The organism is Nonomuraea sp. NPDC050547 (assembly GCF_044457345.1).
Classification (GTDB): domain Bacteria; phylum Actinomycetota; class Actinomycetes; order Streptosporangiales; family Streptosporangiaceae; genus Nonomuraea.
Genome location: NZ_JBITGW010000016.1, coordinates 194,015 through 219,922, shown reverse-complemented (window position 1 = coordinate 219,922; position 25,908 = coordinate 194,015). Strand labels below are relative to the sequence as shown.

The following is a 25,908-nucleotide window of genomic DNA, read 5'->3' as shown; positions in this document are numbered from 1 at the left end:
GGTGGCTTTGGATTCGCTTTCGAGCTCTGAGCGGTGATCGCGCCTGGTCACCGCCGGATGCGCGCTTCGCGCGGGCTCAGCAGCGCTGCCCGTTGAGGAGGTTGATGGTGGCGTTGAAGTTCACCGTGATGCAGTGGTAGGTGCCGGAGGGGATCGAGACCGTGCCGCCGCCGGGGCCGGCCGGACCGGTGCACCCGCTGGCGATGATGAAATATCCCAGCATGTCGGACAGCAGGAAGCGGTTGCCGCTGGCGCACGTGTAGATCGCCGCCGCCGCGGACGCCGGCGGAGTGGTGATCGTGCAGGCCAGGGCGGCCGCCATCGCGGCGGCCACGATGCTCCTTCTCATGGTGTCCCTTCCGGTCGGGGGTCCCGGCGCCCCGCTGGGCGCCGGGACCGTCAGGAGATGGCGGTCAGGAACGTGTGATCTTCACGTCGTCCACGCCCGCCTCGATCAGGCTGGCCGTACCCGCGTCGGCCGTCTCGACCAGCAGCCGGACGGTCTGTCCCGCGAAGGAGGACAGGTTGATCGTCGCGGGCTGCCAGGCGCCGGCCCGGTTGGCGGCCGAGCCGAGCTGCTGCAGCACGACGGTGTTCGTCGAGCCGGACACGACGCGGACGCGGAAGTAGTCGGCGCTGCTCGCGTTGCTGAGATGCGCCAGATACCACGACAACGTCAGCGTGAGCGTCCCGGACGGCAGCGCGATCTCCGGCGAGCGGATGCTCGTGGCCCCGCCGTCGACGTCGTGCGTGCCCGCCCCGCTGCCGGCCAGGCGGCCGGTCACCAGGTCGTTGACGCCGCTGACGGTGGTGCCGAGCTGCAGGCCGATGCCGGAGCTCGTGGCCGCCGGGTCACCCCGCTCCCAGGCGCCGGACGTGGCGGTGTCGGTGCCCGAGGCGTTCGTGGTCCAGCCCAGCGAGGTCTCGAACGTGTCGTTGAAGACCACGTTGCTGATCGTGCCCACGTTGAGGGTGAACGGGGCGGTGCGGTCCATCGAGGTGCCGTCACCGGTGACGATGACGTTGTAGGTGGCGCTCGGTGTGCCCGCCGGCACGTTGATCGTCATCGTCGAGGACGCGCCCGACGTCACGCTCGGCGGGTTGAACGTCGCGCTCACGCCCGCGGGCAGGCCGGTGGCCGAGAAGGTGACCGTCTGCGCGGGCGGCGTGGTGGTCGCCGTGCTCACGGTCGAGGTCGTCGTCTGACCAGGCTGTACGGTGGCCGACGTCGGGTTCAGCTCCATCGAGAAGCCGGGGCCGCCGCCCTGGCAGGTGGCCGGCTCACCGGCCGCGGCCGGCACGCTCACGGCCAGCCACGCGGCCTTGGTGGCGTCGAACTCGGCGCAGGAGCCGGGGAACGACTGGATCGCGGCCTCCAGCGAGGCCTTGCGGGCCAGCGAGTGGGTCCACGTCGCGGTCTTGCGCAGCAGCGTGGCCATGAAGATCTGGCCGGCCTTGCGCGGGCCCAGCCCGGTCAGGGTGGTGGAGTTGCAGGTCGGGCTCTGCGGCTGGCCGTTGGTCGGGTTGGTGCCCTCGGCCAGCAGGTAGAACCAGTGGTTCTGGACGCCGGCGGCCGCGTGGACCTCCATGTTCGGGACCGAGGCGGAGAAGCAGTTGGGGTTGCCGGAGATCAGCGACGGCTGGTGCATGTAGCGGATCGGGCCGCTGCCCACCAGGTTGACCTCTTCGCCCACGCTGTAGTCGGGCGGGTCGAGGTTGGCCGGCTCGTTGGCGAACCACTCGGTCAGCGCGCCGAAGATGTCGCCGGTCGACTCGTTGAGGCCGCCCTTCTCGTTGCTGCCGGTCGAGCCGCCGGGGGTGGTCTGGAAGATGGCGTGGCCGTACTCGTGCGCGACGACGTCCATCGGGGTGACCTGGCGCTGGTTGTCCTGGGAGCGGCCGAAGTTCGTGTAGCTGCCGTTCCAGTAGGCGTTGACGGCGTTGAGGCCGACTCGTGCGGGGAAGCCGCCGCCGGTGCCGTTGATGCCGTTACGGCCCAGCCACTGGCTGAGCATGTCCCATTCCTTGCCCGCCGCGAACAGCGTGTCCACGCAGGCGGTCTCCAGGTTCGTGCCGGAGCCGTTGCCCCAGTTGTCGTCGGTCCCGGTGTACGCCGCGCCGTCCTGGCCGCCGCACCGGATTCCCGTACGGACCGGGTCCGTCATCGAGAAGCTGGAGCCCGAGCCGGAGGTGCCGATGGTGACCGGGTTGCCGTTGTAGTAGCTGTTGCCGGTGCCGTCCATGACCAGGTCGGACTTCTCGATGACCTGGCCGTTCATCGCGTCGACGAACACGTGCAGCTTCGTCTCGCGTCCCTTGTCGGTGCCGTCGACCCGCACCTCGTACGCCAGGCGCCCCGCACCCTCGGCGAAGACGCTGAGCTGCGGCGCGGAGACCGAGGCGACCTCGGGAACCAGGGCGCGCGCGACGTCGGCCGCCCGGTCGGCGCCGATGGCCGGCTTGGTGGCGACCTCCAGCGCCTGGGTCTGCGCGATGGACGTGCTCAGCACGCCGCCCGCGGAGTCGGTCACGACGACGAAGTCGCCGCCGCGCACCGGCAGGCCGGCGTGGGTACGGGCGTAGGAGACGTAGTTGAGTCCGTTCTGACCGGCGGTCACGCCCTGGCGGACGAAGGCGTCCTTGGGTGAGACGCGCAGAGCGCCGGGCTCGGACTCCACCAGGCGGTCGGCCGCCTGGACGGCCGCGGTGGCCGGGTCCGGAGGTGCGGCGGTCTCTGCCGCCAGGGCGGTCTGGCCCGAGGCGATCGAGGCCGACATCGCCACGAGCAGGCTGGTGGTGCTCGCGACGAGCGCTAACGCGAGTTTGCGTTTCACGCGGTGCTCCTTCTGGGTGAGCGGCCGCGGCTGGGGGTACGTCGGCCGCCGGGGGGTGTGCGAGATCTCCCCAGAGATCTCTGGCGTCGCTCCGCGGTGATCAATCAGGAAGGGAGGAAGACGGAGCTTCCTGCATCTGACGTGAGATCTAAAAGGGCGTCAATATGTGCGGAAATACTTGGAAATTCATCGACGACAGATGCTGTATCGGTCCAAAAGCATCCAAAACCCGCTGAACAGCCATTTCCCACCCAGGGCGGCGTGCCCGTAATCCGTTACGGCCTTTCTTCGCGCCCGTTTCTGGCTCCACCCAGTATTGACAAGTAAAGACAACCGGAATTGCACCCCGCCGCCCCGCCCCCCGGCGCCCCCATCTCCAGCTCGCCCTGAGAGCGTCACCTCGGGTCGGTCCGAGGGTGTCACCCCGCAGGTCTTCTCCACGAAGAATCCGTCTGAGAATCCGTCTGAGAAGCGGCCACACCCTGGCCGCTTCCCTTGCGAGGGTGGTCACCGAGGAACCGACGAGCAAGGAGCCGATCATGTCCGTCAACTCTGTGACCCACCTGAACTTCCGCGGCGACGCCCAGGCCGCGCTCACCTTCTACCAGTCCGTCTTCGGCGGCCAGATGGTGGCGGTGACGTACAAGGACGCGGGAAACGTCCAGAACCCCACCGAGGCCGAGCAGGTGATGTGGGGCCAGGTGGCCGCCGACAGCGGCTTTCGCGTCATGGCCTACGACGTCCCGTCGCGCCTGCCCTGGAACCAGGGGGAGAACGCGTTCTTCGTCTCGCTCCGCGGTGACACGGCCGAGGAGGTCGCCGCGTACTGGGAGAAGCTCTCCGACGGCGCGACCGTCCAGCAGCCGCTGGGCCCCGCGCAGTGGGCGCCCCTCTACGGAATGCTGAAGGACCGGTTCGGCGTCACCTGGGTCGTGGACGTCGTCAGCGAGTGAAGGGCTGATGATAGGAGGCCGTCGCCGATGACTCCGGCGGCGACGGCCGCCATGCCGGTGCCGGCGGTGCGGGCATGGCCGCGCGGGGCGTCTCACCCCTGCCCGTCATGGGCGCCTCCGATGCCCGAGGGGCATCTCACCCAGCCCGTACGGCGAAGCGGTCGCCAAGGCCGGTCAGCTCCACGAGTCGCGTCACCGCCGTGGAGACCTCGCCCAGCACCAGCGAGACGCCTCCCTGCGCGGCCAAGGTCGCCAGCCCCACCATCGCGCCCAGCCCGGCCGCGTCGATGAACGACACCTTCGTCATGTCCAGCACCACCCGGCGCACGCCCCGGCCCACGATCTCCAGCACATACCGGCGCAACTGCCCGATGGTGGCGATGTCTATTTCTCCTGCCACGCTGACCGTGGCCGTGCCGTCCCGCTCCCGGGTCGAGAGCGTCAATGCGTCCATGGATGATCTTCCACAATCCCAGGCGGCAGCGCGGAGCCGGGTCGCCGAGGTGGCGCAAGGTCCGACGACACGGAAGATCGACAAATGAGTGCTTAAGTAGATTACACCTCCTGGCGGCGCGCGGACCCGTCCGGTAATCGTGACCTTGACCGTCGGTCAGTCAGGCCGGATAATTCGCCTGCGACTGAATGTTGGGCCGCCGCCATGGCGGAGAAAATATGTACCGCCCCAGACCCCGGCGGGCGAGCTGTCTCATCACTTGGTGAAACGGTGAGGGTCTGTGATGACCGCAGGGAAATCGCCGCTCCCCGAGCATGGCACGCCATTCCTGATGGCCGATCGTTTTACCGGCTCCTCCTTGCACATGATCCGGCACGCGACGGCCGAGCACGCCGAATCCCTCGGCCTCAACGGGGTTCGGTTGCTGGAGTTCGTGCTGGCCGTTCACGAGAGCGTCGCCAACGTGGTGAAGCACGCCGGCGATCACGGCGAGATCCAGTTGTGGCGCAGCGACGGTCACGTGCACTGCACGATTTCCGACCGCGGCCCCGGCATTCCCCTCGACGGGCTGAACGTCTCCCGGATCAGCCCCGACGCACTGGGCGGGCGCGGACTGTGGCTGATCCATCATCTGGTCAGCAGCGTCGACATCACCACCGGCGAGGAGGGCACCGTCGTCCATCTGGCGGTCGAACTTCCCGCTCATGGAACCGGAATGAAGCACATCCGGACGAGCCCGCCTCCGCCGGAAACCGAATTCCGCACCGAATGGACCCGCTGAAAAACGCCACCGGCCGGGTTACCTTGATGGCGGATCATCCACAGGGAAAGCCCGGGAGGAACGTCATGAAGATCAGGCGAGGGGTTTTAGCGGCGGTGCTGGCCGCCGGCGTGCTCGCTCTCGGCTCGACCCCGGCTCACGCCATTCCTCCTCCTCCGCCGGGGGGCGACAACCTCATCGTCTTCACCTACTACAGCGGGGAACAGGTCATCGGGCAGCGCTGGTTCGGCTGCAACCAGCCCGCGGGTCAGTGGGGAACCCTGAACGGCACGCTGCGGGTCTTCTTCACGCCCTGCTGAGCCGTACCCGATTCAGGTCATCACCGGCAGGCCGCGGTCCAGGCCGGTGATGCGCAGGAGCCGGGACATGAACGGACGGGGTGCGGTCAGCACCACCGTGATGCCCAGCGGCCTGGCGCGGTGCTGGATCCCGACCAGGACGGCCAGGCCGGAGGCGTCGCAGAACGACACCTGGGACAGGTCGAGGACGAGCAGGTTCGTGCTGGAGTCCAGCGCGCCCAGCAACCGGCGGCGAAGCGCCGCGCTGGTGAAGATGTCGATCTCACCGGTCAGGCGAATGACGGTCGGCGTCGACGGTTCGGCGATGCCAGACATGACGGCCATGAAAGGTCTCCTTTCGGAGAAACCGATGCGGGATCACACCGCGGTCGGCAGGCGCGTGAGGGCGAGGAGGTCGTCGGCCGTCAGGTCGGCGGTGTGCCGGGCGGCGCGCGTCAGGGCGTTCTGGGCGGGTCCGGCGGCGGTGTCCGGCGGGATGAGCAGCAGGGCCACCGGCTCGACGGCGGCGAAGAACAGCACGACCACGTGCGGGTCCGCGCCGCGGAAGCGGCCGACGCGGACGTGTCGCCCGCGTGCCGGGATCCGGTCCGGTATGTGTCGCCACGCGTCCGGGTGCAGGCCGACCAGCAACGTCGTGCGCCCCAGCCGCTGGTCGCCGGCGGCGACGAGGCCGGGCAACTCGGCGGCGGCGTCGCGGGAGCGAGGCCACCAGGCACCGTTCACGACGGCTCTTCGGCTGGGCGTGGGGTCAAGGCTGAGCCGCGGGACGGGGTGGAGCGGTAGAAGTGTCGGCGTCATGTTCGTCGCCTGACCTGTCCGGGCCCGCGCAAACGGGCCGGTGGTGAATCGCCGGGGGCGACGCCGACCTGAGTGCCAACGCTCGAGATGTCCTCGGTAACTGCACCTTACCTCACCTTTCGAAAGCGAAGCCCAGGGCCTGGCGCATCAGTCCGGGCAGGTCGGCGTGGCCGTCGCTCTCGGCCCAGCGCACCAGCGCCACGTGGGTGGCGCCCAGGCAGGCTCCGGCCGTGGCGCGTACGCGGAACTCCTCGGCGGGGTCCGGCGACGGGCCGCAGAGCGCGGTGACGATCGCGGACTGGGTGGCGTACTGGCTGTCCAGGTGGTGGGCGCGCAGTGCCGGGACGGAGATCATCAGGCTCAGCCGGGCCAGGAGCATGGCCTTCTCGGCGGCGATCGCCGTGGCGGCCATCTCGACGAGGGCCAGGCCGATGCGCTCGTGGAGCGACTCGGTCTCGGGCCGGGCGGCGACGGTGGCGGCGGTCACCTGGTCGTAGTCGTCGTACAGCACCAGGTCCTCTTTGGTGGCGAAGTGCCGGTACACGGTCATCGCGGAGACGCCCGCCGCCTCGGCCACGCCGGTCACGGTCGTCGCGTCGTAGCCCTGGTCGAGGAAGAGGCGGATGGCGTGCGCCTGGATCGCCTGTCTTGTCTCGATACGGCGCCGGTCACGCAGGCTCGTCATGTGGTAGACAGTACCAAAGTGGTAGTTACTAACATTTCTGGAGGGTCCGATGACACGACTGATCGGCAAGACCGCGCTGGTGACCGGAGCCTCGCGCGGCATCGGCCGTTCCATCGCCGAACGGCTCGCCGCCGATGGCGCCCGCGTCGCCGTGCACTACAGCACCAGTGAGGCCGAGGTGGCCGAGACGGTCGACCGGATCGGCGAGCGCGCCTTCCCGGTGCGGGCCGACCTCGCCACCATGGCCGGCGTGGGCGAACTGGCCGACGCGCTGGCGGAGCGCGAACTGGACATCCTGGTCAACAACGCGGCCGCCCCGCCCGCCGGGCCGATCGAGACGGACACCCCTGAGCAGTTCGACCGGTTGTTCGCGGTCAACGTCAAAGCCCCGTACTTCCTCATCCAGCGGCTCCTGCCCCTCATGCGGAACGGCGGGCGGATCATCAGCATCTCCACCGTCGCCACCCGCATGGCCTATCCCACGCAGACCTCCTTCGCCATGACCAAGGGCGCGCTGGAGACCATGAGCCTCTCCCTGGCCCAGGCGCTCGGCAGCCGCGGCATCACGGTGAACGTCGTCGCCCCTGGCGCCACTCGGACCAGCGCCAACGCCTCCCTCTTCACCCCTGAGGCATCGGCCTTCTTCGCCGCCCATACGGCGCTGGACCGGGTGGGCAGGGCCGAGGACGTGGCCGACGTGGTGGGATTCCTCGCCTCCGACGCGGCCCGATGGGTGACCGGGCAGGTGGTGGACGCCAGCGGCGGCGTCCACCTGGGGCCGCGCATCGGCTGACTCAGAACTCCTGGTGGACGGCCTCGATGGCGGCCAGCGTGTTGCGCAGGTGCTGGAGGGTGACGGCGATGATCCCGTCGAGGTCACGGGCACGGTAGAGCTCGACCAGGCGGCGGTGCTCGGCGTTGGCCTCGCCGACCTGCTCGGGACGCGCGTCCAGGGACAGGCTGACGTAGGCCGAGGCGCTGGCGCGCAGGCTGCGTAGCGTCTGGGCCAGCTTGCCGTCGTCGCCCTCGTCGGAGAGCAAGCCGTGAAAGCGCCGGTTGAGGTCGACCCAGACGGACAGATCCGGCTCGACGGCCATCCGCTCGCACAGGTCAGCCGCCGCGGCCAGCCGTTCGTCGGTGACGGCGGCGAGCACCCGCTTGATCATGAGCGGTTCGAGCGCCATGCGCATCTCGTAGATCTCGCGGACCTCGTCCAGATCGAGGCTGCGCACCACGGCGCCCCGGTGCGCGTCGAGGTAGATGAGCCCTTCGGTGGCCAGGTCGCGCAGCGCCTCCCTGACCGGGGTGGTGCTGACGTCGAGGTCGGCGGCGATCTCCCGCTGCAGCAGCCGGGTGCCGGCCGCGAGCTCACCCGAGAGGATGGCCGTGCGGATCCTCTCCCTGGCGTACTCGTGCGCCGTCCTTGATCGGTTCGGCTGCTTGTTGGGCAACACTTTTCGCCTCCGATCCGGCTGGACGCGGCCACGACAGCGCCCGTTCAGCATAGCCGCCACCGCGTGCGACGATCGCCGACGGTATCTCGGCCGGAGGGGTGCCCGAGGCCAGCAGCAGCCACAGCAGCAGCCGGGCCTGGCGCGGGTTGAGCCGTCCCGCGGTGATGACGCCCCGGCCGATCAGGTCGGCTTCGGAGCCGGGGAAATCGTAGGCGGCGCGCAGGGTGCTCCCGGCGCCGGTCCTGGTGGCGAGCACGACCGGGATCTTGGCCGCCGCCTTCTCGATGGTGTCGGCCAGGGCGGGTGAGACGTGGCCGACGCCGTACGCCGCGATCACCGCGCCGTCGAGCCCGGTGTCGAGCAGGGCCCGCAGCGCGCCGCCGTCGTCGCCGAGGTGCGTCTCAAGCAGAGGGACAAAGGCCGGTCCCGACGGGTACGGCAGCGCCCCGCCTTCCACCGGCGCCCCCGCGAACCACGGCAGACCCTCGACCACGCGCCCGAGCAGCCCGAACTCTCCCGACTCGAACGCCTGCAACGCCCCGGCATGAACCTTGCGGACCCGGTGGGCGGCGTGGATCTCGTCGTTCATGACCACGAGCACGCCGCGGTCGCGCGCCTCGGGATCGGCCGCGGTCCTGATGGCGGCGGCGAGGTTGGCCGGGCCGTCCGCGCCGAGCGCGCCCGCGGGCCGCATCGCCCCGGTGAACACGACGGGCTCGTGCGCACGCCAGACGAGGTCGGCCAGATAGGCGGACTCCTCCATGGTGTCGGTTCCCTGGACCACGACCACTCCGTGCGCGCCGTCGCGGATCGCCGCGGCCGCGGCGCGGACGGCGTCGAGGACGAGGTGGGGGGTGAGCGCGGCGCCCGGGGTGCGGCCGAGGGTCTGGGCGGTGACCCGGATGCTCCGCAACGCCGGTGCGACCGCGCCCAGTAGCGCGTCACCGCCGAGCGTGGGTGCGACCGCGCCGCTCTCGGTCGGGGTCATCGTGATCGTGCCGCCCAGGGACAGGACGCGGACCAGGGGGTCGGTCATGGGCACATCCTCCATTGACAGGTTATGGGGTGCATTTTATAACATCCACATACCTCGGGGAACAGCGAGGCGATGGAGGAGTGATGACAACAGAGAAGACCAAGGCGACACCCGCCCGGCTGACCCGGACGGTGGCCTTGACCACGATGGCCATGCTCGGCGTGTCCTACATTCTGAACGCGATGGACCGGCAGCTCTTCCCGGTCCTGTTGCCCGACATCCGCGCCGATCTCGGCCTGGCCCTGTCCCAGGGCGGGCTGCTCGCGACCGTCTTCACCCTCGGCATCGGCCTGGCCGGCGTCCCGACCGGCATCCTGCTCGACCGCCTGTCCCGCAAGGCGGTCATGGCGATCGGCATCCTGATCTACTCGGGATTCACCTTGCTCACCGCGTTCGCGGTCGGATTCCTCGACATGTTCGCCTACCGGGCCCTGTCGGGCGTCGGCGAGGCCATGCAGATCACCGCACTGTTCGCCGCCGTCGGGGCCTACTTCCACGCCTCACGCGCCCTGGCCCTGGGCTACCTGAACACGGTGTTCGGGCTGGGCAGCGTACTCGGCCCCTATCTGGGCGCCATGCTCGCCACCGCCTCCGGTCACTGGACGACGCCGTTCATCACCTATGGGCTCCTGGGCCTGGTGATGATCGTGGTTCTGTGGTTCGGGGTCCCCAAGGTCTTCTCCGAGCGGGCGGAGCCGGCCGGGACCGCGGCCGCCGCCGGCGGTGCCCATCTGCCGGCGTTCCTGCTCAACCGCAATACCGTGCTGCTCGCGGTCAGCGCCGGCGTGGTCGGCGTCATGCTCTACAGCTACCTCGGGATCTACCCCACCTATCTCCAGGAGGAGCTCGGCTTCACCAGGACCGAGGCGGGCTTCGCCGCCGCCATGTTCGGGTGCGGCGCCATGCTGAGCATCGTCGGCGGATACCTCGGTGACCGCCTCGACCAGCGCCGCTTGATGCTGGTCTGCCTGGTGGGGCTCAGCGTCGTCGGCCTGGTCATGTTCCACGTACCCGGCGGGCACGGCATGCAGTACACCCTCTCGTTCGCCGAGGGCGCGCTGGCCAGCGGTGTGCTGTTCGTGAACCTCTACTCGGCCATTCAGCGCTCCGTCCGCCCGGAGCTGGCCGGGCGGGTCTCCGGCCTGTTCGTGGCCTGCTTCTACATTCCGTCGGCCTTCGCCGGATACCTGTTCACGGCCCTCAAGGGACACTTCGGCTGGGGCGGCGCGGCGGTGGGCGTGCTGGGGATTCTGCCTATCGTGGCCCTGGCCACGCTCCTGCTGGTGAAAACGGAGAAGGGAACTCACCGATGACGCTGGACCTGCTGATCGCCGGTGGCATGGTCGTCACCCCGGGCGGCCGCCGGCGGCAGAACATCGGCGTCGCCGACGGCCGGATCGCGGTCATCGGCACCGACCGGCCCGCGGCCCGCCGGGAGGTCGACGCGTCGGGCCTGCTGGTTCTGCCCGGCGGGGTGGACACCCACGTCCATCTCATGGACCCAGGCAGCATCGAGCGCGAGGACTTCCCGACCGGTACGGCGGCAGCGGCGGTGGCCGGCGTCACCACCATCGTGGAGCACAGCCACGGCGCGCCCGTGCGCACGGTGGCGGATCTGCGCGGCAAGCAGTCGTACCTCACCGGCCGCTCCAACGTCGACTTCGGGCTGGCCGCGCACGCCTGGCCCGGCGCCGCCGGCGACGTCGCCGGGTTGTGGCGGGCGGGCGTCGCCTTCTTCAAGGTGTTCACCTGCACCACGCACGGCATCCCCGGCCACGACGCCGCCGCGCTGCGCGCCCATCTCAACGCCACCGCACTGGCGGACGCCGTCAGCCTGGTGCACTGCGAGGACGAGTCGCTGACCGCGGACGCCGAGCGTCTGCTGCGCGGATCCGGGCGTACGGACCCCGGCCTGCTCCCCGACTGGCGCGACCGTGACGCCGAAGTCGTCGCAGCGGCTGTCACCGCGCTGCTCGTCAGGCGCGTCGGAGCGCGGGCCGTCGTCGCGCACGTCAGCCACCCCGAGGTCGCCGACTACCTCGCGCGCGAGCGGGCCGGCGGCGCCCGGCTGGGCGCCGAGGGCTGCCCGCAGTACTTCCTGCTGCGGGAGGACGAGGTGCACGAGCACGGGGCGCTGCGCAAGTTCACGCCGCCGGCCAGGGCGCGCACCGACTCCGACGAGGCGTTGATGTGGCGGCTGCTGCGCTCCGGCACGCTGACGCACATGTCGAGCGACCACGCCCCGTCCACCCTGGAGCAGAAGGCCGCCGGCGACATCTGGAACGTTCACTTCGGCCTGCCCGGACTCGACACCACCCTGCCGGTCCTGCTGGACGCCGCCGCCCGTGGCCACCTGAGCCACGAGGACGTCGCCCGCGTGTACGCAGAGACGCCGGCCCGCACGTACGGCCTGTACCCGCGCAAGGGCCGGATCGGTGTGGGGGCCGACGCCGATCTGGTCCTGGTCGATCCCGGCGGCCGGCGCACGCTGGCCAACGAGAACATGCTGTCCAAGGCGGGCTGGACCCCGTACCACGGCCGTGCCGTCACCGGCCTGGTGGTGCGGACGTATCTGCGTGGTGTCCTGATCGCCGAGAAGGGCGAACCTCTCGACGCCCGCGAGGGCCGGTTCCTGTCCGGCGGTGGCGCTTAGGATTGTGGCGGTGCCGAGGGCGGTTGGGGGTGCTTTGGCCGGGGGACCGCCCTTCGGGGAAGAGTTTCCATACAGATCTGGAGTTTTCGATGTCCGTCAGCCGCGTCATGCCCGTCATCCGGTCGAAGGCCCTGCAGGAGAGCCGGGAGTTCTACGGGCTGCTGGGGTTCGAGGAGGTCATGGACCACGGGTGGATCGTGACGCTCGCCTCGCCGTCCACCCCGGCGGCGCAGATCAGCTTCATGACCGGTGACAAGACCGCCCCGGTCACGCCGGACGTGAGCGTCGAGGTGGATGACGTCGACGCGGCGTACGCGGCCGTGCGTGCGAGTGGCGCCGAGATCGTGCACGACCTGCGTGATGAGGATTGGGGGGTGCGACGGTTCTTCGTCCGTGACCCCAACGGCCGGGTGATCAACGTGCTGAGTCATCGATGATGTGCAGGGGCACGTCCTGGCCGATCTGCCACAGGGTGGGGATGACGTGACCTGCCCGCGCCCGCTCGTACTCGGCCTCGGTGAGCGCGGCGACCTGCAAGAACGTGAGCGTGTCCAGGACGTCGAACTCGGGGTCCACGGTCAGGGCCAGCGCCGTCAGTGATCCTCGCGGGTTCATGCGGGTGAGCTGGCCGGGGGCCAGGGGCCGTTCGCGCAGGTCGAGCAGGATGCCGATGCACCAGTCGGGCGGGGCGGCGTCCGCGGGGCCGCGGGCCACGCGGAGGCTGAACTCGTAGCCGTGCCGGCCCGTCCCGATGGTGATCAGGTGCCAGTGGGGGCGCGGGAGGTCGACCGCGTACGCGCGGATGGCGCCTCCGGCCAGCTCTCCCCACGGCTGGGCCGTGCCGTACGTCTTTTCCAGTGCTGCTTCGATCTTTCCGTGCATTCCTCCCACGGTATGGGATGGGAATGGGCTTGTTAACACCAAGAACATGTGGGTACAACGTGCTCATCAAGGGTGCGCTGTACCCAAGGGGGTGAGGCGAACCAAGGGGTCCACGGCGGAGTCCAAGGTTGCATGATCACCGTGACGCTCTCCATGGTGCTGGCCCTCTCGCCGGCGACCGCGACCGAGATCCCGAAGAACTTCCTGTTCAGCGAGCCCGCCGCACGCAAGGTCCTTTCTCCGGACGACGCGGCCGAAATGGGCTACAAGATCAGCGACAAGCTCACCAGGCCGCTGGAGCTGAACCCGTGCGTACACCGGCGCGCCATCGACCGCGGCCGCCTGGCGGCCCGCACGATCACGCTCTGGACCAGCGCCCCGAGCGGCGAGTCGGAACAACTCGTCCTGTACAAGAGCCCGCGTGCCGCCCACGCCGCGTTCGCCAAGCTGCGCGCCGAGGTCAAGCGGTGCGCGCGCAAGGGGGATCCGGCCTCTCCCGCTCTCAAGATCCGGTGGCGGACGAGCAAGGTCAAGGCGGGCGACGAGTCGATCGGCATGGGCTACCGGACCTGGCAGGACGGCTACGTGAACGAGACGGTCACCGGCGTCGTCGCGCGCAGGGGCAGCGCCCTGATGATCTACACCACCTCCGCCGGCGACTACAACCCGGGCGGGCTGACCAAGACCACCAGGAAGATGGCCGCCAAGGTCTGCTCCCTTCCCGGAGTCTGCTGAACGGCTCAGCGGGGAGCGAAGCCGTGCAGCAGGGCCTCGACGACGGCCTCCACGGTGGGCAACTCCTTCTCCAGCATGCCCCGGTAGACGACCACGCCGACGAACATGTCACTCAGCAGCCACAGGTCGGCGTCCTCGCGTACCTCGCCGCGGGCGAGCGCGTTGTCGTAGATCTCCCATGCGCGGGCCATTCTCGACCGCATCGCCTCGCGCAGGATCTCGGCCACGGCGGGGTCGCGGCCGGCCTCGCCGTACATCTGCCTGGCGATGGGGCCCATGGCCTTCCAGGCCTCCATCGTCTCGGTGACGACCACGCGCAGGTCGCCGGCGAACGACCCGGTGTCGGGCATCGCCACCTTGGCGTCCATGGCCGAGCCGAGCGCGTCGAGCAGAAGGTCCCGTTTGGTGGCGTAGCGGCGGAACACGCTCGCCCTGCCCACGGAGGCGGCCTGGGCCACCTCGTCCATGGTGAAGTCCAGGCCCTTCGTGAAGATCAGGGTGGTCGCCGCCCGCTTGATGCGGACATCGACCTCCGGATCGGGCTTGCGCGCCATAAGTGAGACTCCTAGTATCAGATACTATGCGTATCAGAATCATCATCATAGGCGCGGGGCCGGGCGGATTGGTCGCGGCGCGCTCGCTCGCGGCGGCCGGACACGACGTGGAGATCCTTGAGCGGGCGCCGGAGTTGCGGACGGCGGGCGGCTCCGTCACGTTGTGGCCGGGTTCGATCCGTATCCTGCGCGAGCTCGGGGCGGACCCGACCGACCTGGGCAGCCGGCTGACGGTGCTGGAGGGGTGGTCGCCGGAGGGCGTATCGCTGATGAACATCGACCTGTTGCGTCTCGAACGTAAGTACGGCGCTCCCAGCGTGCACATCGCCCGCCGGGACCTGGTCGAACGTCTGATCGAAGGGGTGCCCGTCCGCTACGGAAGCGAGGTCGTGGGCGTCGACCCCGACCGGGCCGAGGTCACGCTGGCCGACGGGAGCACGGTCCGCGGCGACGTCCTGATCGGCGCCGACGGCCGCAACTCCGCGGTACGGCACGCGCTGGGAAAGGAGGATCCGGCCCGGCGTACCGAATGGGTCACCTGGCAGACCTTCGCCGACGTGCCCCTGGAGCTGGTCGGCACCGGGCGCTCCCTGGTCATCACCGGCAAGGAGGGGATGATGGGCCTGACCCCGGCGGGCCCCGGCAGGGTGCTGAACTGGTTCGAGCTGCGCACGGCGCCGGGCCGTCCGCTCTGGCTGGACGAGGTCGACCCGATCGGCCGGCTCAAGGAGGTCTTCGGCGGGTGGAAGGGCCTGGCCCCCGAGGTGCTGTCGTCGGTGACCGAGATGCAGGCGTTCCCGCACTGGCGGCACAAGGTGCCGGAGGTCTGGGGGCGCGGGGCCACCACGCTCCTGGGCGACTCGGCCCACACGATGCCCCCCAGCCTCGCCCAGGGCACCAACCAGGCGATCGAAGACGCCTGGCTGCTGACCCGCTCACTGGGCGACCTGCGGGGCTACGAGCGGACCCGGTCCAGGCAACTGCGCCTGCCCGCCAGGCTGGCCGGTGACGAGATCGCCAACCGGCCGGGCAGGAAAATGCCCGGCGGGCCGATGAGCGTCCTGTACTCCTGGTGGATCCGCAAGTCGAGCGGGTACCTCTCGGCCATGGCGTGAGTCAGAGGACCTTCATGGTGAGCTCCTGACAGGGTGGGAAGGGCCGGTTCTACCAAGTGCCGGCGACCTGGCGGATCGGGGCGTTGAGGCGGTTGAAGAGGTTCGTCGTGGCGATCATGAGCAGGATCGCGGCGAGCTGCTGCTCGTCGAAGTGGTCGGCGGCGTCGTTCCAGATCTCGTCGGAGACGGAGTCGGGGCGGTCGGCCAGCCGGGTGGCGGCCTCGGCCAGCGCCAGGGCGGCGCGCTCGGAGTCGGTGTAGTACGGGGCCTCGCGCCAGGCGGCGACCAGGCCGACGCGCTCGTCGCTCTCGCCGAGCTTGCGCAGGTTCTTGAGGCCGGCGTCGACGCAGAAGCTGCAGCCGTTGACCTGGCTGACGCGCAGGTGGATCATCTCCAGCAGTTCCTGGGGCAGGCCCTGCGACTGCGCGGCCTTCATCAGCTCCATGATCGGCTTCATCGCGGCGGGGATGATCGTCGCGGGGTTCTTCATCCGGGCTTCCATTTTGTCCTCTTTCGTCGTTGTTGCTGTGAGAACAGATTGGTCGCCCGAGTTGATACATTCGCTATGCGTCGACGATGGGGTGACAATGGTGCGGTTTACGCTTCTCGGGCCGGTCCAAGTGATCGTCGACGGGGGTCCTCTCGCGGGCATCGCCCCGCGGCATCGCGCGGTGCTGGCCTATCTCCTGCTCAACGCCGGACGGGTCATCAGCATCGACCGGCTGATCGAGGCCATGTGGGGCTATGACCAGCCCGACACCGCCCGCTCGCAGGTCCACGCCTCGATCACCGCGATCCGCAAGGCACTGCGCGGCGCGGGCGACGGCGACCTGCTGGAGACCCGGGCCGGCGGCTACGTCGTGAACCCGGCGCAGGGGCAGGTGGACGCCCAGGAGTTCACCGAGCTCGTGACGCTCGGCGACCTGCGCGGGGCACTGAAGCTGTGGAACGGCGAAGCCCTCGAAGACGTGCACGCGCACTACGTCGCCGGAGTCCGCGACCTCTGGAACGACCGGCGGCTGACGGCCTGCGAACGCCTGGCGGAGACCGAGCTCGCCGCCGGTCGCCACGCGGAGCTGCTCGACGACCTGGCCGCCCAGGTCGCCGCCAACCCGATCAGGGAGAAGCTGAACGGCCACCTGGTCCTGGCCCTGCACCGCTCGGGCCGGCAGGCCGACGCCCTGGCCGCGGCGCGCGCCTACCGTACGGCGCTGGCCGACGAGCAGGGGCTGGACCCGGGGCACGCGTTCGCCGAACTGGAGCGGGCGGTGCTGAACGACGATCCTTCGCTGCGCCTGGCCGAGGCGGCCGGGCCCGTCCAGCCGCCGGCACCGGCCGCGCCGCCGCGGCGGACCTTCCTGCCTTACGACATTCCGGATTTCTCCGGACGTACCGCTGAGCTGGAACGGCTCGCCGACGAGCAGGAGGCGGCGCTCGTCACGATCGACGGCATGGCCGGGATCGGCAAGACCGCGCTCGCCGTGCACGTGGCGCACCAGCTGACCGGCCGTTACCCGGACGGCCGGCTCTTCCTCGATCTGCAGGCCCACACCGCGGGCAGTACGCCGGTCGACTCCGCAGCCGCGCTGGAGGCCCTGCTGCGCCAGCTGGGCGTGCCCGTGGACCAGATCCCGGCGACCCCGGCCGAGCGCAGCGCCCTGTGGCGGGCCGAGCTGGCCGGCCGCCGGGTGCTCGTCGTCCTGGACAACGCCCTCGACGCCGACCAGGTACGCCCCCTGCTGCCCGGCGGCTCCGACACCCTCGTCCTGGTCACCAGCAGGCGGCGGCTGGTCGGCCTGGACGGCGCCCGCGCCCTGTCCGTCGAGGTTCTGGATGAGCAGGACGCCGTGGAGCTGTTCGGCCGGATCGTCGGCGACCGCGCGCGGGACGAACCCGACGCGGTCCGCGAGGTGCTGGAGCTGTGCGGCTATCTGCCGCTCGCCATCCGGATCTCGGCCGCCCGCCTGCAGCACCGCCAGCGCTGGACGGTCGCCTACCTCGCCGGCAAACTGCGCGACCAGCGACGGCTGCTGGACGGGGTGTCGGCCGCGTTCAGCATCTCCTACGAGCAGCTCCACGAGGACGAGCAGCGGTTGTTCCGCCTGCTCGGGCTGGTCCCCGGCCGCGACATCGACCCGAACGGCGCCGCCGCCCTGGCCGGGATCTCGGAGGACGAGGCGGAGGATCTGCTCGAAAGCCTGCTGGACGCCCACATGCTCCTGCAGCTCGAACCCGGCAGGTACACCTTCCACGACCTGCTCCGCGAGCACGCCCGCTCACTCGGCGCCGACGACGGCGCGATCCTGCAGCTGCTCGTCTACTACCTGCACCGCTCGCGTGCGGCGATGGACCGGCTCTTCCCCGACAGCATCGTGCAGCGCGAGGGCATCCCGCAGCCGCAGTCCCCGATCCCGCCCATCCGCGACGCCGACGAGGCCCTCACCTGGCTCGACGCCGAGCGCTCCAACATCATCGTGACCGCGTTGCACGGACCGGAGGTCTGCCTCGGTTTCATGGGCCTGGCGCTGCGCCCGTACCTCGACCGGCAGGCGCACCACGACGACGCCCTGACCCTGCACAACCTGGTCCTGCGGCGCAGCCGCACGCTCGGCAGCCACGGCTTCGAGGCGCAGGCGCTGACCGACCTGTCCTGGACGTACTGGCGCCTCGGCCGGTACGAGCAGGCGGAGGAGCACGCGAACCAGGCGCTGGAGGCGTGCGAGGAGCCGCATGAGGAGGCGCGGGCCCTGCTGACCCTGGGCAACGTCGCTCAGCGCAGGCGCCAGGACGAGCAGGCGGAGCAGTACCTCAAGCGGGCGCTGGACCTGACCCGCATCGGGGCCGACACGTGGGGCGAGGCCCATGTCCTCGGCTACCTCGCCCTCGTCCTCGACCGTGCCGAACGCCCGGAGGAGGCCCGCAGGCACCTCGACGTGGCGCTGGCGCTCCACCGCAAGATCGGCAACCCGGGCGGCGAGGCGCTGGTGCTCAACCACCTCGGCGTCGTCGCGCGCCACCAGGGCCTGCTCGACCAGGCGCGCACCCGGCACCAGGAGGCCGCCGCGCTCTACCGCAAGCTCGGCAACATCACGGACGAGGCGGTCGCGCTCAACGGGCTGGCCGAGGCGGCAGGCGATCCCGCACGGGCGGTCGAGGAGCACGAGGCGGCGCTCGCGCTGGCCGACGCCTCCCGCAACCGGCCTGAGCAGGCCCGCGCGCACGACGGCCTGGCCCGCGCCCATCTCACGCTGGGACACTCCGACCAGGCCCGCGAGCACGGGCGGCTGGCCCTTGACCTGTACGGCGAGCTCGGCGTGCCCGAGGCGGACGAGGTGCGGGCCCTGCTCGAACGCGCGCGGTAGGCAGATCCCGGGCTCCGAAAGTTGCCGACCGACCGGTCGGTCGATATCGTTATGGTATCGACCGACCGGTCGGTAGAGCTGTGGAGGGAATCCGCCATGACCCATGTCCAAGGCACCGTCGCCCCCGGTTTCGAGGCCGTCCGCGAGGCGTTCGAGCGCAACTTCACCGACAGCGGCGAGGTCGGCGCCGGTCTCGCCGTCTACCGGTACGGCCGCCCCGTCGTCGACCTGTGGGGCGGCGAGGCCGACCCGGACACCCATCGCCCCTGGAACCGGGACACGCTGGCCGCCATCGCCTCCACCTGCAAGACGTTCGCGTCGGGCGCGCTTCTGCGGCTGGTCGAGCGCGGGGAGGTGGACCTGGAGGCGCCGGTCGCCCGCTACTGGCCCGAGTTCGTCCAGAACGGCAAGGGCGGCATCACCGTCCGCACCCTGCTCGCCCACCGCGCCGGACTGCCCAGCATGCACACACGCCCGGTCACCTGGGAGGACCTGCGCGACTGGACCCCGATCACCGACACCCTCGCCGCGGCCGCCCCGGAATGGCCGCCCGGCACCCGGCACGGCTACCACGGCGTCACCATCGGCCACCTCGCCGGGGAGATCGTCCGCCGCGTGTCCGGGATGACGCTGAGCGCGTTCCTCGAAGCGGAGATCACCGGCCCGCTCGGCCTCGACTGCTACGTCCGCGTGCCCGACGCCGCGCTGCCCCGGCTGGCCAAGATGGTCCTGCCGGACGAGCGGTCCGTCCAGCTCGGCATGCAGGTGCCGGAGATGGCGGACTTCGTCCAGGCGCTGGGGGACCCGGACACCCTGAGCTTCCGCGCCTTCTACGGCAGCGTCACCCAGGAGTGGGACGACTCCAACAACCCCCGCACCTACCAGGTGGAGAGCCCCTCCATGGACGGCGTCGCCTCCGCCCACTCCCTGGCCCGCTACTTCGCCGCCATGATCGGCGAGGTCGACGGCATCCGGCTCTTCTCGCCCTGGCTGGTCGACAAGATCCGTACCCCCGAGTCGGACGGCATCGACGAGCTCCTCAAGGTCCGCACCGCCTGGGGACTCGGCTTCCTCGTTCCCGGAGGGCCCTTCTGGGCCGCGCCCGAGCACCTCAAGGGCCTGTTCGGCGGCAGCGGCGCCACCGGCTCGTTCGCCTTCGCCGACCCCGAGCGCGGGATGGGGTTCGGCTACGTGCCCAACCGCGGCTCCGAGCTGCTGGAAGGCGGCGACTTCCGGGTCAAGTCGCTGGTCGAGGCCGTCTACAAGGCCGTGCTGTGAAGGCCCCGATCACCATCGTCCGCGACGCGGAGATGCCCATGCGGGATGGCGTCGTGCTGCGCGGCGACGTCTGGACGCCGGACGACGGACGGCGCCGCCCCGCCGTGCTGATCCGCACGCCGTACGGACGGACGGGGACCAACAACGACTTCCTGCGCCCGCTGGAGTGCGTGCAGGGCGACTACGCCTGCGTCGTGCAGGACACGCGCGGCCGCGCGGGCTCCGACGGCGAGTGGACGATCTTCATGGCCGAGCAGGAGGCCCGCGACACCCACGACACGGTGGAATGGGCCGCCGCGCAGCCGTGGTGCGACGGCAACGTCGTCATGGCCGGGGCCTCCTACCTCGGGATCGTGCAGCTGCTCGGCGCCGCGGAACGCCCGCCGCACCTGCGCGCGATCGCGCCCGGAATGACCAGCAGCGCCGAACTCGACCGCGCCGCCGGCGGCGTCATGCGCGTCAACGAGGTCATGGCGTGGCTGGCGTTCATGGCCATGGACTGGCTGGAGCGCGAGCGGGCCGCCGGGCGTCCGGCCGACCCCGGCGCCGCCTACGAGCTGTGGGAGCTCGCCACCGACCCGGCCGCCGCCCTGCGCACGTTGCCGCTGAAGGACCTGCCGCAGTTCGCCGCGGTTCCGGGCTTCCCGCTCGACGTGGGGAAGATGCTGGCGTACGGCACGCCTGGCATCGCCGAGTCGTTCGCCTACGAGGCCGTCGAGGTGCCCGCCCTGAGCGTCACCGGCTGGTTCGACAACCACTGCGACTCCACCATCGAGAGCTTCCTGCGCCTGCGCGCGATCCACGGCGACCGGCACCGGCTCATCGTGGGCCCCTGGTCGCACGACGGCCGGCTCGGCTACTGCCAGGGCGAGGTCAGCTTCTCCGCCCGCGGCGACGCCACCGTGCTCGGCCTGTCCGCCCAGCACCTGGCCTTCTTCGACGAACACGTGCGGGGCACTCCGTCCGCGGCGCCCGCCGTGCGGTACTTCCTCATGGGCGCCGACGAGTGGCGCGACGCGGACCGGTGGCCGCCGCCGGGCGAGCTCAGGACGCTGTACCTGGAGGACGACGGCCGTCTGGGCACACAGCCGCCCACGGACGAGCATCCCGACCACTACGCCTACGACCCGGACGACCCCGTGCCCACCCGCGGCGGCCGGGTGGTCAACCTGGGCCGGCTGGTGCCGGGCCCGCTCGACCGTTCCCGGCTGCAGGAGCGCCCCGACGTCCTGTGTTACACCTCGCCCGTCCTGGACGAGCCGCTCGACGTGGTGGGCCAGGTGGCGGTACGGCTGTTCGCGGCGTCGTCGGCCCGCGACACCGACTTCGCCGCCAAGCTCGTCGACGTCTTCCCCGACGGCCGCGCGCTGGCCGCGGCCGGTGGCGTGCAGCGCGCCCGCCACCGGCACGGACCGGACATCGAGCAACTCCTGGAGCCGGGAACGGTCGAGGAGTACACCATCGGCCTCGGCCACACCGCGTGGCGCTTCCCGGCCGGGCACCGCGTCCGCCTGGAGATCACCAGCAGCGACTTCCCCGCCTACGACCGCAACATGAACACCGGCGAGCCGGTCGGCTCCGACACCGCAGGGGTGGTCGCCCACCAGACCGTGCACCACAGCGTGCTGTATCCGTCGCGGCTGGAGCTGCCGGTCCTGTCAGAAGGGCTCGGTCCGACCCCGTAGCAGGGACGGCGGGCGCAGGTGCTCGCCATAGGCGTCGGCCAGCCGGTCGGCGCGTTCGGTGAAGGCGCGCGGGCCGTACTGGTTGACGAACTGGAGTGTGCCGCCCGACCACGGCGCGAAGGCGAGGCCGAGCACGCTGCCGACGTTCGCGTCGGCGGTGGAGGTCAGGATCCCGTCCTCCAGGGCGCGCACGCTCTCCAGCGCCTGGGCGAACAGCAGCCGCTCGCGCACGTCCCGCTCGGGAATGGGCCGGTCGCCGCCGAAGCGCTCGGCCAGCCCCGGCCACAGGCGCTTGCGCGCCCGATCGGGGTAGTCGTAGAAGCCGCCGCCCCCGGCCCGCCCAGGCCGGTTCATCTGCTCGACCATCCAGGTGAAGACGCCGTAGGCGGTGGCGTGGCCCAGCTCGCGGCCGTCGGCCGCCGCGTCCGCCTCGTTCTGGCGGCGCACCCTGAGCATGGTGGCCAGGGCGACCTCGTCGCTGACGGCCAGCGGGCCCACGGCCATGCCGGCCCCGCGGGCGGCGTTCTCCACGAGCGCCGCCGGCACGCCCTCCGCGAGCATGGCCGCGCCCTCGGCGGTGTAGGAGACGAACACCCGCGAGGTGTAGAAGCCGGGGCCGTCGTTGACGAGGATCGGCGTCTTGCCGATCTGCCGGGCGAAGGCGAAGGCCAGCGCGAGCGCGGCGTCCCCGGTCCGCTCGCCGCGCACGACCTCCAGCAGGGGTACGCGCTCCACGGGCGAGATGAAGTGCAGACCCACGAGGTCACCGGGGGCCCGCAGCCCCTCGGCCAGCCCGGTGATCGGCAGCGTGGAGGTGTTGGAGGCGAGCACGGCGGTGCCGTCCTCGGCGCCGGCCAGCACACGGCGCTTGAGCGCGCGGTCCTCGAAGACGGCCTCGACCACGAGGTCGCACCCGGCGATCGCGGTGCCAGGACCGGCGAGGTGGTCGACGGCCGCGCCGCAGGCGGCGGCGCTCATCCTGCCCTGGGCGACCTGCCGCCTCAGCCGGCGTACGGCCTCGTCGTGCCCGCGCTCGGTCGCCTCCGCGCTCACGTCGGTGAGCACCACCTCGATGCCCGCCGCGGCGGCGACCGCGGCGATCCCGGCGCCCATCATCCCGGCGCCGATCACGCCGAGCCGCCGTACTCCGCCGGTGGACCGGGCCCGCCGGGTGACCTCGTTGCGGTCGTGCCAATGGCAGCCGATCATGTTCTTGGCCACCTGGCCGGTGGCGAGCGCGACCAGGTGCCGGGTCTCGGTACGCAGGGCGGTGTCGACGTCCACCCGGACGGCCTCCGCCACGCAGGCCAGGATCCGCTCCTGGGCGGGCAGCGTGCCGTGGGTCCTGGCGTACAGGCGGGCGGTGGCGGTCTCGAAGAAGCGCGGGGGAGCGGCGGGGGCCTGGTGCGCGGGGGTGCCGCCCGGCTGCGTGGCCTCGGATGGGGCGGGGGTGTCCCATGGTTGCGCGGCCTCGGGGTGGGCGGCGATCCACGCGCGGGCCTCCCCGATCAGTTCGCGGGCCGGGACGAGCCGGTCCACCAGCCCGGCGTCGAGCGCACGACGGGGCGGCAGCCGTTCTCCCTCCATGAGCAGGGGCAGGGCGGCGGCGGGGCCCAGCAGGCGGACGGTCCGCACCACCCCGCCACCGCCGGGCAGCAGCCCGAACGTGACCTCAGGCAGGCCGAGGCGGATGGCCGGGTCGTCGGCGCAGAGGCGGTGGTGGCAGGCGAGGGCCAGTTCCAGCCCGCCGCCGAGCGCGGTGCCGCCGATCACGGCCACCACGGGCCGGCCGAGACGTTCCAGTCTGCGGAAGGCGGCCTTGGTGCGGTCGAGCTGCCCGGCGAACCCGGCCGCGTCGGCGGGGGTGACGGCGTAGACCTGGTCGAGGTCGGCGCCGACGGCGAAGGTGGGCTTCGCCGAGGCGACGATCACGCCGGTGACGTGCTCGCGCTCTGAGTCCAGGCGGTCGAGCGCCGACGCCAGGGCGGTGCCGAAGGCGGCGTCGAGCGTGTTGACCGGGCGGTCGTGCCGGTCGAGCGTGAGCGTGACGATGCCGTCGTCGTCGCGGTGGTAGCCGATCGCCATCACACGCCCCTCTCGATGATCGTGGCGATGCCCATGCCGGCGCCCACGCACAGGGTGGCCAGGCCGCGCCGCAGGTTCCGGCGCTCCAGCTCGTCCAGCAGGGTGCCGAGGATGATGCAGCCGGTGGCGCCGAGCGGGTGCCCGAGCGCGATCGCGCCGCCGTTGACGTTGATCCGGTCGGGGGAGAGGCCGAGGTCGCGGGCGTACTTGAGCACCACGGCCGCGAACGCCTCGTTGACCTCGAAGAGGTCGATGTCGTCGAGCGTGAGGCCGGCCCTGGCCAGCGCCTTGCGGGTGGCGGGCACCGGGCCGGTGAACATCAGCGTCGGCTCGGTGCCGACCACGGCGGTCGCGACGATCCTGGCGCGTGGCGTGAGGCCCAGCCGTTCGCCCGCCGCCGCGCCGCCGATCAGCATGGCGGCGGCGCCGTCCACGATCTGGGAGGAGTTTCCCGCGGTGTGGATGTGCTCGACCCGCTCGACCTGGGGGTAGCGGCCGACGGCGACCGCGTCGAACGTCTCGCCGGCCAGGGCGAAGCTCGGCGACAGCCCGGCCAGCCCCTCCATCGTGGTCCGGGGCCTGATCGCATCGTCATGATCCAGTACGGCGAGGCCGTCAGGCCCGGTCACCGCGACGAGCGAGCGGTCGAAGTACCCCTTGTCCCTGGCCCGCGTGGCACGGCGCTGCGACGACAGCGCGTAGGCGTCCACCTCCTCGCGGGTGTAGCCCTCCAGCGTGGCCAGCAGGTCGATGGCCACGCCCTGCGGCACGTACCCGGTACGCAGCGCCGTCTCCGGATCGTCCATCCAGGCGCCGCCGGTCGAGCCCATGGGCACGCGGGACATCGACTCCACGCCGCCCGCTATCACCAGGTCCTCGAACCCTGACCGGATCTTCATGGCCGCCAGGTTCACCGCCTCCAGGCCCGATCCGCAGAACCGGTCGATCTGCACGCCGGGGGTGTCGAGGTCGAGCCCGGCCACGAGGGCGGCGATGCGGGCGATGTCGCTGCCCTGCTCGCCGACGGGGCTGACACAGCCGAGGACGACGTCGTCGACCTCCGGGCCGTCCAGGCGGTTGCGGCCGGCCAGGGCGCGCAGGACCTGCGCGGCGAGGTCGACGGGGCGGATGCCGCGCAGCGCGCCGCGTTTGCTGAGGCCGCGCGGCGTGCGCACGGCGTCGAAGATGAGGGCTTCCACGGTCCCGACGGTAGGAACGGCGGCGGAACCGGCCAATGACCCTGCCGTCCGTGATGCCTGACCCTGGCGTCCCCCAGCGGGCTCTCCCTATGGCCGGTAGGCGCGCGGGGTGGTGCCGGTCCAGCGTTTGAACGCGCGGTGGAACGCGCTCGGCTCCGAGAACCCGAGCCGCCTGCTCAGCTCCTCGATGGACAGGTCGCCGCGGGCCAGCGCGGACACCGCGGCGTCCCGCCTGAACCGGTCGCGTACGCGCTGGTAGGAGGTGCCCTCGGCGCGCAGGCGGTGCCGTAGGCCGGCGGGGCTGACGGCCAGCCGGGCGGCGGTCGAGGCCAGGTCGGGACGGCCTTCGGCGAGCACCTTCCTGACCTGCCCGGCGACGTCGCCCGAGTAGTCTCCGCGCTCGACCAGCTCGGCCGGGTAGCGCCGCAGGAACGGCGTCAGCGCCGCCTCGTCGCGCAGCACCGGCCGGTCGAGCGCCGCCCGGTCGAACCCGATCGCGGGCCGCGCCCGCCCGAACAGGCACCCGCACCCGTAGAACGCGTCGTACTCCAGCACGTACGGCGGCCGCCCATGCGGAAACTCCGCTCGCCGCAGCTCCAGCCCGCCCCCGACCAGCCAGCCGGCGAACCGATGCCACGCCCCCAGCACAAGCTCGACCAGGTGATCGGCAGGCTGCGGGAACCCGGTCAGCGTGAACTCCAGCCGCGCCTCCCGCCCGCTCTCCACCAGCCTGATCGTCACCCCGATGGCGAACAGGTCGTAGAAGGCGGCCCCGCGCAGCAGCGCGGTGCGCAGGTCGTGGCCGTGCACGGCGAGCGCCGCCATGGTCGCGAAGGTGCCGAGCCGGCTCGGGGCAGGGCCGAACCCGAGCAACTCGTCGTCGAGGGCGGTCCAGAGGTGCCGGACCAGGCGGGCGTACTGCCGCGTGGTGACCGTGCGGGCCTCCGGCTCGATGTCCGCGCGGGCGAGCGCCCGGCCGACGTCGAGGCCGCGGCGCCGGGCGCCGGCGAGGCAGGCGTGTACGAGCCGTCCCGAGATCCGTCTGTCCATGTCGGCCCCTTTCTGC

The 25,908-nt window shown here is 71.3% G+C and carries 26 protein-coding genes; 12 read left to right on the top strand and 14 right to left on the bottom strand.

The window, feature by feature from the left end:
* Positions 1-76: 76 nt before the first annotated feature.
* The gene (locus ACIBHY_RS35795; protein ID WP_397254650.1) at positions 77-349 is read right to left on the bottom strand and encodes a hypothetical protein; all 273 of its coding nucleotides are present in this window, start codon (positions 347-349) and stop codon (positions 77-79) included.
* A gap of 64 nt (positions 350-413) precedes the next feature.
* Entirely contained in the window at positions 414-2,834 is a 2,421-nt protein-coding gene (locus ACIBHY_RS35790) for a M4 family metallopeptidase (RefSeq protein ID WP_397254648.1), read from the bottom strand.
* A 539-nt stretch (positions 2,835-3,373) separates the two neighbouring features.
* Here ACIBHY_RS35790 and ACIBHY_RS35785 point away from each other — a divergent pair.
* Positions 3,374-3,787 carry a VOC family protein gene (locus ACIBHY_RS35785; RefSeq protein ID WP_397254646.1) on the top strand — a complete coding sequence of 138 codons (414 nt, stop codon included), beginning with the start codon at positions 3,374-3,376 and terminating at the stop codon, positions 3,785-3,787.
* 136 nt (positions 3,788-3,923) lie between these two features.
* On the opposite strand, the gene ACIBHY_RS35780 is transcribed toward ACIBHY_RS35785, so the two are convergent.
* The gene (locus ACIBHY_RS35780; protein ID WP_397254644.1) at positions 3,924-4,241 is read right to left on the bottom strand and encodes an STAS domain-containing protein; all 318 of its coding nucleotides are present in this window, start codon (positions 4,239-4,241) and stop codon (positions 3,924-3,926) included.
* Positions 4,242-4,524: 283 nt separating this feature from the next.
* On the opposite strand from ACIBHY_RS35780, the gene ACIBHY_RS35775 reads away from it, so the two are divergent.
* Together ACIBHY_RS35775 and ACIBHY_RS35770 are read left to right on the top strand one after the other, a co-directional pair.
* A complete protein-coding gene (locus tag ACIBHY_RS35775) occupies positions 4,525-5,022 on the top strand; it encodes an ATP-binding protein (protein ID WP_397308997.1) in 498 nt (165 codons plus the stop codon).
* Between the two features lie 65 nt (positions 5,023-5,087).
* Complete coding sequence (locus tag ACIBHY_RS35770; RefSeq protein ID WP_379614326.1) at positions 5,088-5,321, top strand: hypothetical protein; 234 nt, start codon at positions 5,088-5,090, stop codon at positions 5,319-5,321.
* 12 nt (positions 5,322-5,333) lie between these two features.
* Here the strand turns inward: ACIBHY_RS35770 and ACIBHY_RS35765 are convergent, their stop codons facing one another.
* The 3 genes from ACIBHY_RS35765 to ACIBHY_RS35755 form a co-directional block, all read right to left on the bottom strand.
* The gene (locus ACIBHY_RS35765; RefSeq protein ID WP_397308996.1) at positions 5,334-5,645 is read right to left on the bottom strand and encodes an STAS domain-containing protein; all 312 of its coding nucleotides are present in this window, start codon (positions 5,643-5,645) and stop codon (positions 5,334-5,336) included.
* A 33-nt stretch (positions 5,646-5,678) separates the two neighbouring features.
* Entirely contained in the window at positions 5,679-6,119 is a 441-nt protein-coding gene (locus tag ACIBHY_RS35760; RefSeq protein WP_397308995.1) for a DUF5994 family protein, read from the bottom strand.
* A 112-nt stretch (positions 6,120-6,231) separates the two neighbouring features.
* A complete protein-coding gene (locus ACIBHY_RS35755) occupies positions 6,232-6,804 on the bottom strand; it encodes a TetR/AcrR family transcriptional regulator (protein WP_379614320.1) in 573 nt (190 codons plus the stop codon).
* A 49-nt stretch (positions 6,805-6,853) separates the two neighbouring features.
* Here ACIBHY_RS35755 and ACIBHY_RS35750 point away from each other — a divergent pair, with 49 nt between their 5' ends.
* Positions 6,854-7,597, top strand: coding sequence for an SDR family oxidoreductase (locus tag ACIBHY_RS35750; RefSeq protein WP_397254636.1), 744 nt, complete (start codon positions 6,854-6,856; stop codon positions 7,595-7,597).
* Between the two features lies 1 nt (position 7,598).
* On the opposite strand, the gene ACIBHY_RS35745 is transcribed toward ACIBHY_RS35750, so the two are convergent.
* Together ACIBHY_RS35745 and ACIBHY_RS35740 are read right to left on the bottom strand one after the other, a co-directional pair.
* The gene (locus ACIBHY_RS35745; protein ID WP_397254634.1) at positions 7,599-8,258 is read right to left on the bottom strand and encodes a GntR family transcriptional regulator; all 660 of its coding nucleotides are present in this window, start codon (positions 8,256-8,258) and stop codon (positions 7,599-7,601) included.
* Positions 8,173-9,294, bottom strand: a complete 1,122-nt coding sequence (locus tag ACIBHY_RS35740; protein ID WP_397308994.1) for an asparaginase — start codon at positions 9,292-9,294, stop codon at positions 8,173-8,175. The genes ACIBHY_RS35745 and ACIBHY_RS35740 overlap by 86 nt, the downstream gene beginning before the upstream one ends.
* An 83-nt stretch (positions 9,295-9,377) precedes the next feature.
* On the opposite strand from ACIBHY_RS35740, the gene ACIBHY_RS35735 reads away from it, so the two are divergent.
* The 3 genes from ACIBHY_RS35735 (at position 9,378) to ACIBHY_RS35725 (ending at position 12,384) form a co-directional block, all read left to right on the top strand.
* Positions 9,378-10,607 (top strand): MFS transporter, encoded by a 1,230-nt coding sequence (locus tag ACIBHY_RS35735; protein ID WP_397254630.1) that lies wholly within the window; start codon positions 9,378-9,380, stop codon positions 10,605-10,607.
* Positions 10,604-11,947 carry a dihydroorotase family protein gene (locus ACIBHY_RS35730; RefSeq protein WP_397254628.1) on the top strand — a complete coding sequence of 448 codons (1,344 nt, stop codon included), beginning with the start codon at positions 10,604-10,606 and terminating at the stop codon, positions 11,945-11,947. Before ACIBHY_RS35735 ends, ACIBHY_RS35730 begins: the two co-directional genes overlap by 4 nt.
* A gap of 89 nt (positions 11,948-12,036) precedes the next feature.
* Positions 12,037-12,384: a VOC family protein gene (locus ACIBHY_RS35725; RefSeq protein ID WP_397254626.1), complete on the top strand. Its 348-nt coding sequence runs from the start codon at positions 12,037-12,039 to the stop codon at positions 12,382-12,384.
* Here the strand turns inward: ACIBHY_RS35725 and ACIBHY_RS35720 are convergent.
* Positions 12,362-12,829, bottom strand: coding sequence for a hypothetical protein (locus ACIBHY_RS35720; protein ID WP_397308993.1), 468 nt, complete (start codon positions 12,827-12,829; stop codon positions 12,362-12,364). The genes ACIBHY_RS35725 and ACIBHY_RS35720 overlap by 23 nt on opposite strands.
* 132 nt (positions 12,830-12,961) lie before the next feature.
* Here ACIBHY_RS35720 and ACIBHY_RS35715 point away from each other — a divergent pair, with 132 nt between their 5' ends.
* Positions 12,962-13,564, top strand: coding sequence for a hypothetical protein (locus tag ACIBHY_RS35715; protein WP_397254622.1), 603 nt, complete (start codon positions 12,962-12,964; stop codon positions 13,562-13,564).
* 5 nt (positions 13,565-13,569) lie between these two features.
* On the opposite strand, the gene ACIBHY_RS35710 is transcribed toward ACIBHY_RS35715, so the two are convergent.
* On the bottom strand, positions 13,570-14,118 hold the full coding sequence (locus ACIBHY_RS35710) for a TetR-like C-terminal domain-containing protein (protein ID WP_397254620.1): 549 nt from the start codon (positions 14,116-14,118) through the stop codon (positions 13,570-13,572).
* Positions 14,119-14,144: 26 nt separating this feature from the next.
* Between ACIBHY_RS35710 and ACIBHY_RS35705 the strand changes: the two genes are divergently transcribed.
* Positions 14,145-15,233 carry an FAD-dependent oxidoreductase gene (locus tag ACIBHY_RS35705; RefSeq protein ID WP_397308992.1) on the top strand — a complete coding sequence of 363 codons (1,089 nt, stop codon included), beginning with the start codon at positions 14,145-14,147 and terminating at the stop codon, positions 15,231-15,233.
* A 49-nt stretch (positions 15,234-15,282) separates the two neighbouring features.
* Here the strand turns inward: ACIBHY_RS35705 and ACIBHY_RS35700 are convergent, their stop codons facing one another.
* Positions 15,283-15,735, bottom strand: a complete 453-nt coding sequence (locus ACIBHY_RS35700) for a carboxymuconolactone decarboxylase family protein (RefSeq protein WP_397308991.1) — start codon at positions 15,733-15,735, stop codon at positions 15,283-15,285.
* An 85-nt stretch (positions 15,736-15,820) separates the two neighbouring features.
* On the opposite strand from ACIBHY_RS35700, the gene ACIBHY_RS35695 reads away from it, so the two are divergent.
* From ACIBHY_RS35695 to ACIBHY_RS35685, 3 genes are all read left to right on the top strand, one after another.
* Positions 15,821-18,595: a tetratricopeptide repeat protein gene (locus tag ACIBHY_RS35695; protein ID WP_397254613.1), complete on the top strand. Its 2,775-nt coding sequence runs from the start codon at positions 15,821-15,823 to the stop codon at positions 18,593-18,595.
* A 96-nt stretch (positions 18,596-18,691) separates the two neighbouring features.
* Entirely contained in the window at positions 18,692-19,873 is a 1,182-nt protein-coding gene (locus ACIBHY_RS35690; protein WP_397254611.1) for a serine hydrolase domain-containing protein, read from the top strand.
* A complete protein-coding gene (locus ACIBHY_RS35685) occupies positions 19,870-21,558 on the top strand; it encodes a CocE/NonD family hydrolase (RefSeq protein WP_397308990.1) in 1,689 nt (562 codons plus the stop codon). Before ACIBHY_RS35690 ends, ACIBHY_RS35685 begins: the two co-directional genes overlap by 4 nt.
* Here the strand turns inward: ACIBHY_RS35685 and ACIBHY_RS35680 are convergent.
* The 3 genes from ACIBHY_RS35680 to ACIBHY_RS35670 form a co-directional block, all read right to left on the bottom strand.
* Positions 21,532-23,643 carry a 3-hydroxyacyl-CoA dehydrogenase NAD-binding domain-containing protein gene (locus ACIBHY_RS35680; protein WP_397308989.1) on the bottom strand — a complete coding sequence of 704 codons (2,112 nt, stop codon included), beginning with the start codon at positions 23,641-23,643 and terminating at the stop codon, positions 21,532-21,534. The two genes, ACIBHY_RS35685 and ACIBHY_RS35680, sit on opposite strands and share 27 nt — an antisense overlap.
* The gene (locus ACIBHY_RS35675; protein ID WP_397308988.1) at positions 23,643-24,842 is read right to left on the bottom strand and encodes an acetyl-CoA C-acetyltransferase; all 1,200 of its coding nucleotides are present in this window, start codon (positions 24,840-24,842) and stop codon (positions 23,643-23,645) included. Before ACIBHY_RS35675 ends, ACIBHY_RS35680 begins: the two co-directional genes overlap by 1 nt.
* 87 nt (positions 24,843-24,929) lie before the next feature.
* Entirely contained in the window at positions 24,930-25,892 is a 963-nt protein-coding gene (locus ACIBHY_RS35670) for an AraC family transcriptional regulator (RefSeq protein WP_397254603.1), read from the bottom strand.
* Positions 25,893-25,908: the final 16 nt, after the last annotated feature.

Coding starts and splice junctions, on each gene's coding strand:
- ACIBHY_RS35795 (WP_397254650.1), bottom strand. CDS start 349: ATGAGAAGGAGCATCGTGGCCGCCGCGATGGCGGCCGCCCTGGCCTGC.
- ACIBHY_RS35785 (WP_397254646.1), top strand. CDS start 3,374: ATGTCCGTCAACTCTGTGACCCACCTGAACTTCCGCGGCGACGCCCAG.
- ACIBHY_RS35780 (WP_397254644.1), bottom strand. CDS start 4,241: ATGGACGCATTGACGCTCTCGACCCGGGAGCGGGACGGCACGGCCACG.
- ACIBHY_RS35775 (WP_397308997.1), top strand. CDS start 4,525: ATGACCGCAGGGAAATCGCCGCTCCCCGAGCATGGCACGCCATTCCTG.
- ACIBHY_RS35770 (WP_379614326.1), top strand. CDS start 5,088: ATGAAGATCAGGCGAGGGGTTTTAGCGGCGGTGCTGGCCGCCGGCGTG.
- ACIBHY_RS35765 (WP_397308996.1), bottom strand. CDS start 5,645: ATGGCCGTCATGTCTGGCATCGCCGAACCGTCGACGCCGACCGTCATT.
- ACIBHY_RS35760 (WP_397308995.1), bottom strand. CDS start 6,119: ATGACGCCGACACTTCTACCGCTCCACCCCGTCCCGCGGCTCAGCCTT.
- ACIBHY_RS35755 (WP_379614320.1), bottom strand. CDS start 6,804: ATGACGAGCCTGCGTGACCGGCGCCGTATCGAGACAAGACAGGCGATC.
- ACIBHY_RS35750 (WP_397254636.1), top strand. CDS start 6,854: ATGACACGACTGATCGGCAAGACCGCGCTGGTGACCGGAGCCTCGCGC.
- ACIBHY_RS35740 (WP_397308994.1), bottom strand. CDS start 9,294: ATGACCGACCCCCTGGTCCGCGTCCTGTCCCTGGGCGGCACGATCACG.
- ACIBHY_RS35735 (WP_397254630.1), top strand. CDS start 9,378: ATGACAACAGAGAAGACCAAGGCGACACCCGCCCGGCTGACCCGGACG.
- ACIBHY_RS35730 (WP_397254628.1), top strand. CDS start 10,604: ATGACGCTGGACCTGCTGATCGCCGGTGGCATGGTCGTCACCCCGGGC.
- ACIBHY_RS35725 (WP_397254626.1), top strand. CDS start 12,037: ATGTCCGTCAGCCGCGTCATGCCCGTCATCCGGTCGAAGGCCCTGCAG.
- ACIBHY_RS35720 (WP_397308993.1), bottom strand. CDS start 12,829: ATGCACGGAAAGATCGAAGCAGCACTGGAAAAGACGTACGGCACGGCC.
- ACIBHY_RS35715 (WP_397254622.1), top strand. CDS start 12,962: ATGATCACCGTGACGCTCTCCATGGTGCTGGCCCTCTCGCCGGCGACC.
- ACIBHY_RS35710 (WP_397254620.1), bottom strand. CDS start 14,118: ATGGCGCGCAAGCCCGATCCGGAGGTCGATGTCCGCATCAAGCGGGCG.
- ACIBHY_RS35705 (WP_397308992.1), top strand. CDS start 14,145: ATGCGTATCAGAATCATCATCATAGGCGCGGGGCCGGGCGGATTGGTC.
- ACIBHY_RS35700 (WP_397308991.1), bottom strand. CDS start 15,735: ATGGAAGCCCGGATGAAGAACCCCGCGACGATCATCCCCGCCGCGATG.
- ACIBHY_RS35695 (WP_397254613.1), top strand. CDS start 15,821: ATGGTGCGGTTTACGCTTCTCGGGCCGGTCCAAGTGATCGTCGACGGG.
- ACIBHY_RS35690 (WP_397254611.1), top strand. CDS start 18,692: ATGACCCATGTCCAAGGCACCGTCGCCCCCGGTTTCGAGGCCGTCCGC.
- ACIBHY_RS35680 (WP_397308989.1), bottom strand. CDS start 23,643: ATGGCGATCGGCTACCACCGCGACGACGACGGCATCGTCACGCTCACG.
- ACIBHY_RS35670 (WP_397254603.1), bottom strand. CDS start 25,892: ATGGACAGACGGATCTCGGGACGGCTCGTACACGCCTGCCTCGCCGGC.